Annotated in this window: 15 protein-coding genes; 8 read left to right on the forward strand and 7 right to left on the reverse strand. The window is 66.1% G+C overall.

Features of this window, described 5'->3' with window-relative positions; translation table 11 throughout:
* The first annotated feature begins 74 nt into the window (after positions 1-74).
* Positions 75-1,151, forward strand: a complete 1,077-nt coding sequence (locus LGR44_RS10870; protein ID WP_226740291.1) for a PLP-dependent cysteine synthase family protein — start codon at positions 75-77, stop codon at positions 1,149-1,151.
* Here LGR44_RS10870 and LGR44_RS10875 read toward each other — a convergent pair.
* Positions 1,148-2,212 carry an NAD(P)-dependent alcohol dehydrogenase gene (locus tag LGR44_RS10875; RefSeq protein WP_226740293.1) on the reverse strand — a complete coding sequence of 355 codons (1,065 nt, stop codon included), beginning with the start codon at positions 2,210-2,212 and terminating at the stop codon, positions 1,148-1,150. The genes LGR44_RS10870 and LGR44_RS10875 overlap by 4 nt on opposite strands.
* Before the next feature lie 124 nt (positions 2,213-2,336).
* Complete coding sequence (locus tag LGR44_RS10880; RefSeq protein ID WP_226740295.1) at positions 2,337-2,948, reverse strand: alpha/beta hydrolase; 612 nt, start codon at positions 2,946-2,948, stop codon at positions 2,337-2,339.
* Positions 2,949-3,263: 315 nt separating this feature from the next.
* On the opposite strand from LGR44_RS10880, the gene LGR44_RS10885 reads away from it, so the two are divergent.
* The 4 genes from LGR44_RS10885 to LGR44_RS10900 all read left to right on the forward strand — a co-directional run bounded on the left by LGR44_RS10885 (position 3,264) and on the right by LGR44_RS10900 (position 6,691).
* Positions 3,264-3,677, forward strand: a complete 414-nt coding sequence (locus LGR44_RS10885; protein ID WP_226740296.1) for a hypothetical protein — start codon at positions 3,264-3,266, stop codon at positions 3,675-3,677.
* Between the two features lie 113 nt (positions 3,678-3,790).
* Positions 3,791-5,791: an acetyl-CoA carboxylase biotin carboxylase subunit gene (locus tag LGR44_RS10890; protein WP_226740298.1), complete on the forward strand. Its 2,001-nt coding sequence runs from the start codon at positions 3,791-3,793 to the stop codon at positions 5,789-5,791.
* A gap of 20 nt (positions 5,792-5,811) precedes the next feature.
* Positions 5,812-6,330 carry a gamma-glutamylcyclotransferase family protein gene (locus LGR44_RS10895; RefSeq protein WP_404809919.1) on the forward strand — a complete coding sequence of 173 codons (519 nt, stop codon included), beginning with the start codon at positions 5,812-5,814 and terminating at the stop codon, positions 6,328-6,330.
* Positions 6,331-6,397: 67 nt separating this feature from the next.
* A complete protein-coding gene (locus LGR44_RS10900) occupies positions 6,398-6,691 on the forward strand; it encodes an acylphosphatase (protein ID WP_226740300.1) in 294 nt (97 codons plus the stop codon).
* Here the strand turns inward: LGR44_RS10900 and LGR44_RS10905 are convergent.
* Positions 6,688-7,098: a rhodanese-like domain-containing protein gene (locus LGR44_RS10905; protein WP_226740302.1), complete on the reverse strand. Its 411-nt coding sequence runs from the start codon at positions 7,096-7,098 to the stop codon at positions 6,688-6,690. The genes LGR44_RS10900 and LGR44_RS10905 overlap by 4 nt on opposite strands.
* A 69-nt stretch (positions 7,099-7,167) precedes the next feature.
* Here LGR44_RS10905 and LGR44_RS10910 point away from each other — a divergent pair, with 69 nt between their 5' ends.
* Complete coding sequence (locus tag LGR44_RS10910) at positions 7,168-7,857, forward strand: DUF599 domain-containing protein (protein WP_226740304.1); 690 nt, start codon at positions 7,168-7,170, stop codon at positions 7,855-7,857.
* The gene (locus LGR44_RS10915) at positions 7,850-8,128 is read left to right on the forward strand and encodes a DUF3253 domain-containing protein (protein ID WP_226740306.1); all 279 of its coding nucleotides are present in this window, start codon (positions 7,850-7,852) and stop codon (positions 8,126-8,128) included. The genes LGR44_RS10910 and LGR44_RS10915 overlap by 8 nt, the downstream gene beginning before the upstream one ends.
* On the opposite strand, the gene LGR44_RS10920 is transcribed toward LGR44_RS10915, so the two are convergent.
* Positions 8,092-8,922 carry a YdcF family protein gene (locus LGR44_RS10920; RefSeq protein ID WP_226740308.1) on the reverse strand — a complete coding sequence of 277 codons (831 nt, stop codon included), beginning with the start codon at positions 8,920-8,922 and terminating at the stop codon, positions 8,092-8,094. The two genes, LGR44_RS10915 and LGR44_RS10920, sit on opposite strands and share 37 nt — an antisense overlap.
* A gap of 22 nt (positions 8,923-8,944) precedes the next feature.
* Entirely contained in the window at positions 8,945-9,646 is a 702-nt protein-coding gene (locus tag LGR44_RS10925) for a ribonuclease activity regulator RraA (RefSeq protein ID WP_264196464.1), read from the reverse strand.
* 162 nt (positions 9,647-9,808) lie between these two features.
* On the opposite strand from LGR44_RS10925, the gene LGR44_RS10930 reads away from it, so the two are divergent.
* Positions 9,809-10,372 (forward strand): hypothetical protein, encoded by a 564-nt coding sequence (locus LGR44_RS10930; protein WP_226740310.1) that lies wholly within the window; start codon positions 9,809-9,811, stop codon positions 10,370-10,372.
* 7 nt (positions 10,373-10,379) lie between these two features.
* On the opposite strand, the gene LGR44_RS10935 is transcribed toward LGR44_RS10930, so the two are convergent.
* Both LGR44_RS10935 and LGR44_RS10940 read right to left on the reverse strand, forming a co-directional pair.
* A complete protein-coding gene (locus LGR44_RS10935) occupies positions 10,380-11,552 on the reverse strand; it encodes an isovaleryl-CoA dehydrogenase (protein ID WP_226740312.1) in 1,173 nt (390 codons plus the stop codon).
* Between the two features lie 99 nt (positions 11,553-11,651).
* Entirely contained in the window at positions 11,652-12,509 is an 858-nt protein-coding gene (locus LGR44_RS10940) for a glycoside hydrolase family 25 protein (protein WP_226740314.1), read from the reverse strand.
* Between the last annotated feature and the right edge of the window lie 53 nt (positions 12,510-12,562).

The raw sequence follows: 12,562 nt of genomic DNA on the forward strand, positions 1-12,562 counted from the left end.
GTCCTACGAAAATTTTCCAACGTGGGAATTCCCGCCCGGCCATCCCGGTTGAGGCCCCTGTCGAGTCACTCGCCATGAACATCTCCTCCAGCCGCTCCTGGGTCGCCCGCGCGATCCAGATCATCGAGGCCGATTTCAACCGGTCGTCGGACACGCATCTCCTGCAGGTTCCGCTTCCGGGCGCTCCGGGCGTCGCTCTCTACCTGAAGGACGAATCGACCCATCCCTCCGGCAGCCTCAAGCACAGGCTGGCGCGTTCGCTGTTCCTCTACGGACTGTGCAACGGCTGGATCGGCCCGGAGACGACCATCGTGGAGGCGTCGAGCGGGTCCACGGCGGTGTCGGAGGCTTATTTCGCCCAGATGCTGGGCCTGCGCTTCATCGCCGTCATGCCGCGCTCGACGTCCGCGGAGAAGATCGCCCAGATCGCCTTCTACGGGGGCGAGAGCCATTTCGTCGATTCCCCGGCCGAGATGTACACGGAGAGCGCCCGCCTCGCGGAGGAACTCGGCGGCCATTACATGGACCAGTTCACCTACGCGGAGCGGGCAACGGACTGGCGCGGCAACAACAACATCGCCGAATCCATCTTCAGTCAGATGGCGCAGGAGGAGCATCCGATTCCGGCGTGGATCGTCATCGGCGCCGGAACCGGCGGCACCTCGGCGACGCTCGGGCGGTATATCCGCTACCGCCGCCTGCCGACCCGGCTGTGCCTGGCCGACCCGGAGGCCTCGGTCTTCCACCGGCATCTCGCCGACCGGAGCATCTGTACCGTGGCCTGCACGCCCCCCGTCATCGAAGGCATCGGGCGTCCGCGCTGCGAGCCGTCCTTCGTGCCGGAGCTGATCGACTGCGCCCACGCGGTGCCGGACGCGGCGAGCCTCGCGGCGGCCCGCGTGCTGTCGCGCCGCATCGGCCGATCCTGCGGCGGGTCGACCGGAACGAACCTGTGGGCCGTGGCGCATATCGTCACCGAGATGGTCCGTAACGGCGAGGAAGGCTCGGTCGTGACGCTTCTGTGCGATTCCGGCGAGCGCTATCGCAGCACGCATTGGGACGATGCCTGGCTCGCGCAGCGCGGGATCGACACCGGTCCCGCCGAAGCCGCGATGGAGCGCTTCTTCGAGACCGGCGCGCTCGACGCCTAGAGTGTCTTCGTCTCCTCCTTCAGGGAGGCCATGTCGATCACGAAGCGGTATTTCACGTCGCTCCGGACCATCCGGTCCCAGGCCTCGTTGATCCGGTGGATCGGGATCATCTCGATATCGGAGACGATGCCGTGCTCGGCGCAGAAATCGAGCATTTCCTGCGTTTCCGCGATGCCGCCGATGAGGGAGCCTGCAAGACGGCGGCGTCTCATGATCAGGCTGAACACGTTGGGCGAGGGGTGAGGCTCGGCGGGCGCCCCCACGAGGGTCATGGTGCCGTCGCGGCGCAGCAGGGTCAGGAAGGCGTCCAGGTTGTGCGGGGCCGCCACCGTGTTCAGGATGAAATGGAAGCTCGAATCGTGCTTGGCCATGGCATCCGGATCGCGGGAGACGACCACCTCGTCCGCACCGAGGCGCAGGGCGTCCTCCGTCTTGCCGGGGGAGGTGGTGAACAGGACGACATGGGCCCCCATGGCATGGGCGAGCTTCACCCCCATATGGCCGAGGCCGCCAAGGCCGACGATGCCCACCTTCTGGCCCTTTCCGACGCCCCACTGCCGCAGGGGCGAATAGGTGGTGATGCCGGCGCACAGGAGCGGCGCAGCCGCGGCCGGGTCCAGGTTCTCCGGCATGCGCAGGACGAAATGCTCGTCGACCACGATGGTGGTCGAGTAGCCGCCATAGGTCACGCCGCCGGAGCGCTTGTCCGGGCTGTTATAGGTGCCCGTGAATTCGTGGACGCAATACTGCTCCAGTCCGTCGTCGCAGTTGATGCAGTGGCGGCAGGAATCGACCATGCAGCCGACGCCGGCAAGATCACCTTCCTTGAAGCGGGTGACGTCGGAGCCGACGCGGATCACCCGGCCGACGATTTCGTGGCCCGGGACCACCGGATACGCCGCTTCTCCCCACTCGTCGCGGGCGGTGTGAACGTCCGAATGGCACACGCCGCAATAGAGAATGTCGATCTGCACGTCACGCGGACCGGGCTCGCGCCGCTCGAACTGGAAGAGGTTGAGCGGGCTGGAGGCGGCTTTGGCGGCGTATCCGAAGGTTTTCATGCGGGGAGGATCCTTGGCGCGGATTGAATCGGGGATAGACGGTCTCGTCCGCCCGCGGTTCCAAGCGCCAAGGTCGGAAAACCCGGAAGCCTCGTTCGCCGCCGGCCCTCCCAGGACAGCACGCCTAAAGGTTCAGGAACCAGTTCTGCGTCAGCGACAGGTCCTGCTGGGAGAGGCCGTGCCCGGCCGGCAGGATGGTGTGCTTCACCTCGGCGCCCGCACCTTGCAGCTGCGCGGCCAGGCGCGATGAATTGTCTGCGGGGATGAGCGGATCCATCGCGCCGGAGAGCATCAGGACCTGCTTTCCCGTCAGATCCGTCCGGGGCGGATCGCTCAAGGGCACCATGGCGCGGAGCAGCACGGCGCCGGCCAGGGTTTCCGGGCGCAGCACCAGCATGGCGGCGGCGATGTTGGCGCCGTTCGAGAAGCCCAGGGCAATGGGGGCGGCAAGGCCATAGGCCTCCCGGGCCTCGGCGACGAAATCCGCGAGCTCGTTCGCCCGTGCCTTCACGTCCTCCTCGTCGAACACGCCCTCGGCAAGGCGGCGGAAGAAGCGGGGCATGCCGTTTTCCAGCACCTTTCCGCGGGGGGAGAGGAGGGCGGCGCCGGAGGCGACCATCCTTCCGACGGGGATGAGGTCGTTCTCGTCGCCGCCGGTGCCGTGCAAAAGCAGGAGCGGGGGCTGGTCCGGCGTTAACGCGGGCTCGTAGCGATGGGTGAACGAGAGCGGCCTCATGCCCGAAAATCCTTGTTTTTTAAGAGAATGAACACCTTACCGCTTCCTGAAGACGGGGTTTGGCACCTTGGATCGGTCCTGATGTGCCACATGGGGCGATGGCCGGAAACCGAAGTGACGCAAGGCTTTCCATGCGTCGGCGCAAAGCCCGGGGTGACGCGGCAAGATTCTCGCAACCAAAGAGTCTCAACAACGCTTAACCTCAACGCCGATTCAGAATTGCGAATTAACGGTTTGAGCCGTTCCCCCGTGCAAAAGTCATACCCGGACAAGAGATCAACCGGCACCCAACAAAAGCCGGGGGGAGTCAAACAGATGATCAAGAATAACCTTCGCGATTTCATCGAAACCGTCATCGACAACAAGTACATCTCCGCCGAGGACGTGAAGAAGCTTCAGCGGGACATTCTCGAGGACGGCATCATGACCCGGCTCGAGGCCGAGGCGCTGCTGGCCCTGGACCGCACCCTCGACACGCATGAAAGCTGGGGACCGGCGCTCACCGTCCTGGTCGTCGATTTCGTGGTCTGGTCCCTGCGGCCGACCGGGGTCGTCACCAACGACGACGCCATGTGGCTGACGACCGCGCTCGATGTGGGCGGACCCACGGAGACAGCCATGAACATCGTCTATGCCATCCTGGACGAGACGCAGAACGTGGACGTGGCCCTGCTCGACTTCATCATGCGCGGACGCCAGCACGCCCGGATGCACCGCCTGGCGGCCTGATCCGGAAAGATCCACCTTACGCTAAAAGCTGATCTGGCCCCGCTTCCCGAATGCGCCGATGTGCAGTAACGGGAGTGGGGCTAAATGTTTAGGCTTGCAGCGTTCGAGGGCTCATGTTCGACAAGATCCTGATTGCCAACCGGGGCGAGATCGCCTGCCGCGTCATCAAGACCGCCCGGCGCATGGGCATCAAGACGGTGGCCGTCTATTCCGATGCCGACCGCGACGCCCTCCATGTGGAGATGGCCGACGAGGCGGTGCATATCGGCCCTGCCGCCGCGGCCCAATCCTATCTTGTGATCGAGAAGATCATCGAGGCCTGCAGGCAGACCGGCGCCCAGGCCGTCCATCCCGGCTACGGCTTCCTGTCCGAGCGCGAGGCGTTCCCCAAGGCCCTGGCGGAGGCCGGCATCGTCTTCATCGGCCCCAATCCCGGCGCCATCGCCGCCATGGGCGACAAGATCGAGTCCAAGAAGGCGGCGGCTGCCGCGAAGGTTTCGACCGTTCCCGGCTTCCTCGGCGTCATCGAGGGCCCCGAGCAGGCGGTGAAGATCGCCGACGAGATCGGCTACCCGGTCATGATCAAGGCCTCCGCCGGCGGCGGCGGCAAGGGCATGCGCATCGCCTATTCCGCCGACGAGGTGGCGGAAGGCTTCGCCCGGGCCAAGTCCGAGGCCGCGTCCTCCTTCGGCGACGACCGGGTCTTCGTCGAGAAGTTCATCACCGATCCCCGCCACATCGAAATCCAGGTGCTCGGCGACAAGCACGGCAACGTCATCTATCTGGGTGAGCGCGAATGCTCGATCCAGCGCCGCAACCAGAAGGTCATCGAGGAAGCGCCGTCTCCGCTGCTGGACGAGGCCACCCGCCGCCTCATGGGCGAGCAGGCGGTGGCGCTCGCCAAGGCCGTCGGCTACGACTCGGCCGGCACCGTCGAGTTCGTGGCGGGACAGGACAAGTCCTTCTACTTCCTGGAAATGAACACCCGGCTGCAGGTGGAGCATCCGGTCACCGAGATGATCACCGGCATCGACCTCGTGGAGGAGATGATCCGGGTCGCAGCGGGCGAGAAGCTGCGGCTCTCCCAGGGCGACGTCAAGCTGAACGGCTGGTCGGTGGAAAGCCGCATCTACGCGGAAGACCCGGTCCGCAACTTCCTGCCCTCGACGGGCCGTCTCGTGACCTACCGCCCGCCGGAAGAGGGCGTGGAGAACGGCGTCACGGTCCGCAACGACACCGGCGTCTACGAGGGCGGCGAAATCTCGATCTATTACGATCCGATGATCGCCAAGCTCGTCACCCATGCCCCCACCCGGGAACAGGCCATCGAGGCGCAGGCCAAGGCGCTCGACGCCTTCGCCATCGACGGCATCCGTCACAACATCCCGTTCCTGTCCTCCCTGATGCAGCATCCGCGCTGGCAGTCGGGCAAGCTCTCCACCGGCTTCATCGCCGAGGAGTATCCTCAGGGGTTCAAGGTGCCCGCGCCCGAAGGGGAGGTGGCTCGCGCCATCGTCGCCGTCGGTGCGGCCATCGACCATCTGCTCAACGTGCGCAAACGCGAGATTTCCGGCCAGATGCGGCCGGTTTCCGCCGTCCGGTTCGACCGTGAGCGCGTGGTCATGCTCGGACGCGAGCCGCACGAGGTTCTGGTCGAGGATGTCGATGGCGGCATCGCCATCGTCATGAAGGGCGAGGCCTGGCCGGTCGTGTCGTCCTGGCGGCCCGGCGAAGCGGTCTGGACCGGAACCGTCGGCGGCCGGAGCATCGCCGTGCAGGTCCGGCCTATTCTCAACGGCATGATGCTGTCCCATGCGGGAACCTCGGCCGAGGTGCGCGTCTACACGAAGCGGGAGGCCGAGCTCGCGGCGCTCATGCCCGAGAAGCAGGAGGCGGACACGGGCAAGAAGCTGCTCTGCCCCATGCCGGGTCTGGTCAAGGCGATCAGCGTCAACCAGGGGCAAGAGGTGAAGGCCGGCGAGCCCCTGTGCATCGTCGAGGCGATGAAGATGGAAAACGTCCTGCGCGCCGAGCGCGACGGAACGATCTCCAAGATCCATGCGAAGGAAGGCGACAGCCTCGCGGTGGATGCGGTGATCATGGAATTCGCCTGAGAACCGTCGCTCGCGCCGCCATGCCCCTTTACTTCGCCTATGGGTCCAACATGGACCAAGCCGCCATGGCGCTGCGCTGCCCGGCCTCGAAGCCGGTCGGTTCGGCGCGCCTGATGCGCCACCGGTTCATCGTCTTCGAGGGTGGCTACGCCTCCGTGATCCGCGACCCGCAGCGCGCCGTCTGGGGGCTTCTTTGGGATCTCGCCCTGGCGGATGTGCCGGCGCTCGACCGATACGAGAGCCTGTCCACAGGGCTCTATTCCAAGACCATTCAGCCCGTGGTGACGGCTCAGGGGCCTCGGCGTGCCGTCGTCTATGTCGGGCGCAGCGGGAAGCCCGGAACGCCGAAACCCGGCTATATGGAGGGCGTGGTAGAGGCGGCGGTCCAGGCCGGCCTGCCCGCCGACTACATCCAGCACAACCTGCGCCTCTGGCTGCCCCGGATGCAGGATGCGGCGCCCCAGCCGGTTCAGAAGCCCGCTGTCCGTCCACGCTGGGCCGCCCCCTCCGGCACGCTGCGCAGGTCGCGCGAGGGCTGAAGGGCGAACCTTTGCCTTACGGGTGCGTTGAGTCGCCGGACCGTCGACCAGGATCATTCGAGGGGCAATGACTGCGAACCGCACTCTTCATGTCACCATACACGGACGCGTCCAGGGCGTCGGCTACCGCGCCTGGACCCATCACCAGGCCCAGCTTCACGGCCTGAAGGGCTGGGTCCGCAATCGGCGGGACGGATCGGTCGAGGCGGTCTTCTCGGGACCGGGCGATCTCGTCGATGTCGTGCTCAAGGCCTGCCGGCAGGGGCCGGGCGGCGCCGTCGTCGAGCGGGTCGATCAGGAGGAGATCGCGGAGGGACGGGAGGAGCTGTCCCCGTCGTTCGAGGTGCGCGCGACCCACTAGCCTTTCGGCGGCGTCTCCCTCTCCACCGGCCCGCCGGCTTCCCTCCAGGCGGTGAAGCCGCCCTCGATATGGGCGACCGGCTTCAGGCCCATCTCCTGGGCCGTCGCGGTCGAAAGGGCCGAGCGCCAGCCGGCGGCGCAGAAGAACACGAAGGTCTTGTCCTGGGCGAAAACCGGCTTGTGGTAGGGGCTCTCGGGGTCGATCCAGAACTCCAGCATCCCGCGCGGGCAATGGACGGCGCCGGGAATGCGGCCCTCCCGATCCAGCTCGCGCCGGTCGCGCAGATCGACGAAGACCGTGTCCTCCCGGCCGAGGAGGGGGATGGCTTCGGCGGCCGGGATTGTTTCGATCTTCGCGTTCGCCTCGGCGAGCATCGTCTTGAAGCCGCGGGTGATGGTTTGACTCATGAAGGCTGCTCCGCTTTGAGGCTTCCATCAAACTGGGCATGATGCCCGCGGAGTCAACCGGAGGCGAAAGTGCTGGGTTTCACGATCGGCGACTATGTGGCGCTGGCTTTCTTCATCCTCGCCTGGTTCGGCTATCACGCGGCCGTGGAGCTTTCCCCTGCGGGTCAGCGCAGCCTGAACAAGGTGATGAACCAATACCGCTACCGCTGGATGGAGCAGATGGTGGTGCGGGAGAACCGCATCGTCGACACCACCATCATGGCCTCCCTCATGAACGGTACGGCCTTCTTCGCCTCGACCTCGCTCATCGCCATCGGCGGCGTTCTGGCGCTCCTGCGCTCCGCCGATGCGGTGCTTCCCGTCTTCGCCGACCTGCCGTTCGGGCAGACCTCGCCGCTGATCTGGGAGCTCAAGGTGATCGGCCTCGCGGTGATCTTCGTCTACGCCTTCTTCAAGTTCGCCTGGTCGTACCGGCTGTTCAACTACATGGCGATTATCCTCGGCGCGGTGCCTGTCCTGCGGGCGGACAACCACGAGGAGGCGCTCGTGGCGGCGCGGCAGGCGGCGGAGATGAACGCCGTGGCCGGAAAACACTTCAACCGGGGGCAGCGGGCATTCTTCTTCTCGCTGGCCTATCTCGGGTGGTTCGTCGGCGCCTACCTTTTCATGGCGGCCACGGCGGGCGTGCTCTATGTGATGTGGAGACGCCAATTCATGTCCGACGCCCTGACGGCGGCCGTGGGAAGGAACGATGCCTAGGAACGCGACGCCGGACGATATCGAAGCAGCCATGCTCTCGCTCCTGAACGAGCGCGGCACGGGGAGGAATCTCGACCCGACCGAGGTCGCCCGCGCCGTGGGCGGCGACAAGCCGGACGAGTGGGGGCCTTTGATGCAGCCGGTCCGTCAGGTCGCCGTGCGCCTCATGAAGGAGGGCCGCATCGTCATCCTGCGCAAGGGACGCCCCGTCGATCCGGACGATTTCCGCGGGATCTACCGGCTGACGCTGCCCGTGGATTCAGGGGCCTGAGGCCCGGGGAAGAGCGCATCCATGCGTCCGGAGAGATAATAGGCGAGGAGGCCCGCCCATTCCTTCGCGCCGACATCGAACCGCCGCAGGCCGTCCGAGACGGTGGCGAAGCCGCGCACGTTCCTGAAGCTGCCGCCGACGCGATAATCGACCGGGTAGGGCACCACCGGAAAGCCTGCCTTCTCGAAGACGCCGACCGCGCGCGGCATGTGCCAGGCGGAGGTCACGAGCAGCCAGCGCTCGCCTTCCTTGGGCTGGGCGATCGGGACCGACAGCACCGCGTTCTCGTAGGTCGTCCGCGAACGGTCCTCGATGAGGATGCGGGCGGGATCGATGCCGATGGTCTTCATGAAGGCGGCCGTGACAGGGGCTTCCGCGGTCCCGTCGCCAAAGACCGTTCCGCCGCCGCCGACGATGAGAATGCGGGCGTCAGGATAGCGATGGGACAGCTGGATCGCGTCGAGGACCCGCTCCGCCGCCTCGTTGACGACAAGCGCGTTCCTGTTGACCGAATCCTGCGCATCCACCGATCCGCCGAGCAGGATGATCCCGTCGATGGGACGGTTGTCGTCGCGGAACACCGGAAACCGGCCCTCCAAGGGGACGAAGAGATAGTTGGCGAGCGGCAGGAGGCTGAAGGCGATCGTCGCGAGGGTGAATGTCAGCGCGATGAAGATGCCGGTCTGCCGCAGGCGCCTGGTCAGGGCGAGGAGGAGCCCGATCACGACCAGGCTCAGAAGCAGGTTCGACGGCGTGGCGAAAAACCAGGCGATTTTCGAAACGTAGTAGAACACCTGCTGTCGCTCCTCCTATGCCTTACGCGTTGCCGGTTTCGGCCTCGTAGCGGGCCTTGTTCTCGGCATTCGGCGGATAGAGGCCGGGCAGGGGAACGCCCTTCTCGACCTCGCGCATGATCCACATTTCGAGCCGCTCCTGCTCAACGGCCGCCTTTGCGACGTCCTCGACCATGGCGGCCGGGATGACCACGACGCCGTCCTGGTCGGCGACGATCACGTCATCCGGGAACACGGCGACGCCGCCGCAGCCGATGGGCTCCTGCCAGCCGACGAAGGTCAGGCCCGCCACCGAAGGCGGCGCGGCCGCGCCCGAGCACCAGACCGGCAGGCCGGTTCCCTGGACGCCCACGGCATCGCGCACCACGCCGTCGGTCACGAGAGCGGTGACGCCGCGCTTGTGCATGCGCGCGGTGAGGATGTCGCCGAAGATGCCCGCATCCTTCACACCCATGGAATCCACCACGGCGATGCAGCCTTCCGGCATGTCCTCGATGGCTGCGCGGGTGGAGCGGGGAGACGACCACGATTCCGGCGTCGCCAGATCCTCGCGGGCGGGCACGAAACGCAGGGTGAAGGCGCGGCCCACGAGCCGCTCGCCCGCATTGAAGGCCGGCATCGGCCCCTGCATCCAGCAGCGCCGGATCCCCTTCTTCAGGAGAACGGTGGTGATCGTGGCGGTGGAGGCGGCGCGCAGGGCGTCGGCGATGGCTTTGTCGAGCATGATGTTATAAGGTCCGGGTCCGGGAAAGAATCGCAAGTGTTTTATAGACCTTTTCCAGAGCCGCGCAGCCCTGCCATCATGTCACCAGGGAATGAGGGGCAGACGAGGTTTCATGGCACGTCTCGCCGCCGGTTGCGTGGAACGTGGCCTTTCATTGTTCTCATGTCCCTGTGTCTGGCCGCCTGCGGCATCGCGGAGGCGGAGAGGCGGCCTGCTCCCGAGGCGGCGCGCGATGCCGCGCAGGGAGCCGTCGCGGACATTCTGAACGCCCTGGCCGGTTCGGACTTCCGAAGCCTGGCATCCCATCTCGGGGAGGAGGGGCTTGTGGTGAGCCCCTACGTCATGCTGGATGCCGGCGATGTCCGGTTGTCCCGTGCCGAGGTCGAGCGCTGCGGCGAGGATCCGCGCGTCCGGCTCTGGGGGTACAGGGACGGCAGCGGCGATCCCATCGAGATGACATGCCGCCGCTATTTTTCGGAATTCGTCTGGGATGCGGATTACCGGCGGGCCGACGAGGTTCTCTACGACGAGCCGCGCCAGCGGGGGCTGGAGCCCAACAACAATCACGAGTTCGCACCGCAGGGGACCGTCGTCGAGCTGCATATCCGCGAAACCCCGGAAGGGGTGCAGCCCTACAAATCCTGGCGTAGCCTGCGCCTCGTGTTCCGCCGTGGCGACCAGGGGCTTTCCCTGATCGCCATCACGCGGGATATCCGTACGATCTGATCGTGCTCTACGCCGTCTTCTCGAACAGCTCGCGCCCGATCAGCATGCGGCGGATCTCGCTCGTGCCGGCGCCGATCTCGTAGAGCTTCGCGTCGCGCAGGAGGCGGCCCGTCGGATAGTCGTTGATGTAGCCGTTGCCGCCCAGGAGCTGGATGGCGTCGAGGGCGCATTGCGTGGCTCTTTCCGCTGCGTAGAGAATCGCACCCGCCGCGTCCTCGCGGGTGGTCTCGCCCCGGTCGCAGGCCTTGGCGACGGCGTAGACATAGGCCTTGGCGGCGTTCATGGTCACGTACATGTCCGCGACCTTGCCCTGCACCATCTGGAAGGTGCCGATGGGCTGGCCGAACTGCTTGCGTTCGTGGATATAGGGCAGGACCACGTCCATGCAGGCCTGCATGATGCCGAGCGGCCCGGCCGCCAGGACGGCGCGCTCGTAGTCGAGCCCCGACATGAGCACGTTCACGCCCCTGCCGACCTGCCCCAGCACGTTCTCCTCGGGCACCTCGCATTCCTCGAACACGAGTTCGCAGGTGTCGGAGCCGCGCATGCCGATCTTGTCGAGCTTCTGGTGGGTCGAGAAGCCCTTGAAGCCCTTTTCGATGATGAAGGCGGTCATGCCGCGCGGGCCCGCATCCGGATCGGTCTTGGCATAGACCACCAGCGTGTCCGCCGTGGGGCCGTTCGTGATCCACATCTTGTTGCCGGTGATGAAGTAGCGGTCGCCCCGCTTCTCCGCCCGGGTGCGCATCGAGACCACGTCGGAGCCGGATCCCGGCTCGGACATGGCGAGCGCGCCCAGATGCTCGCCCGCGATCAGCTTGGGAAGGTAGCGGCGCTTCTGCTCTTCGTTGCCGTTGCGGCGGATCTGGTTGATGCAGAGGTTGGAATGGGCGCCGTAGGACAGGCCGACCGAGGCCGAGGCGCGGGAGATTTCCTCCATGGCGATCACGTGCTCGAGGTAGCCGAGGCCGATGCCGCCGTATTCCTCCTCCACGGTGATGCCATGCAGGCCGAGTTCGCCCATTTGGGGCCAGAGATCGCGCGGAAACTCGTTGGTGCGGTCGATCTCTTCCGCGCGAGGCGCGATCTTGTCCTGCGCGAAGTCGCGCACCGTCTCGCGGATGGCGTCCGCCGTCTCGCCGAGATCGAAGTTGAAGTCCTTGGAAGCGTTGGGAATCACTGCGTTTCACTCCTGGTCCCGCTTCCCGGCGGCGCCGGCAGGCGCCGCCCAGGCGGGGTGGTTGCGGAGAGATATAGCAGTCTTTGCCGGGAAGTCAGGCTATTCGTCGATGCTCGCAGTCTGCACCACGCTGTCCACATCCCGGCACACGCCGAGAGGCTTCAGCTTGTGGTGATCGCGCGGGTCGCACTTGCTCTGCACGAACATGCGCCACTGGTTCTCCGTGCCGTAGAAGGCGTTGCGGTCGATGTCGCCGCTCACGCCCGGCACGCGGCCCGTGGTCGTGAACTGCCAGAAGGTCCAGCGGCGGTTGTTGTAGCGGTGATGCGGCTCGGCGGCGGTGCTGCGGATCCAGTAGGGATGCTCGTTGAACTCGCCTTCCAGGATTTCCTGATGGAAGGTGATGTCGGTGTAGATGATCGGCCGCTTGCCGGTATGAGCCTCCATCTCGCGCAGCAAGTGGTCGATCATGGCGAGGGCCTGCTGGCGCGGCACCTTCTTCGGGCAGTTCACCGATTCCCCGTTCCACTCCACGTCGAGAACCGGGGGGAGGGCGTCCGGATCCTGGGGGACGTTCTTCTTGAACCAGGCGGCCTGCTCATGGGCCGGGCGGCACCAGTAGACGAAATGATATGCGCCGCGCGGGATGCCGGCGTTCTTGGCGGCCCACCAGTTCTCAAGGAAGCGGCTGTCGACATGGTCCCCGCCCTCGGTCGCCTTGATGAAGGCGAATTGCGTGCCGGCCTTGCGCAGGGCCGCCCAATCGACCTTGCCCTGCCACTTGGAGATGTCCACGCCGTGGATCGGCAGCCTGTGCGCCTTCGCGACCCCTTCGTGGGGCTTGGCGTCGCTCTTCATCGGGTAACGGCTCGACGAAGAGGGCGCGATGGCGCAGGAGGCCAGGCCGAGCGCCATGGCCGCGACGGCGCCGAACCTGGCGACCCGGACGAACGTCATCAGACCGGATGTCTTCGACGCAGTTTTCTTGGAGCGGCTGGAAGGACGGCGAC

The organism is Microvirga lenta (genome assembly GCF_020532555.1).
Taxonomy (GTDB): Bacteria; Pseudomonadota; Alphaproteobacteria; order Rhizobiales; family Beijerinckiaceae; genus Microvirga; species Microvirga lenta.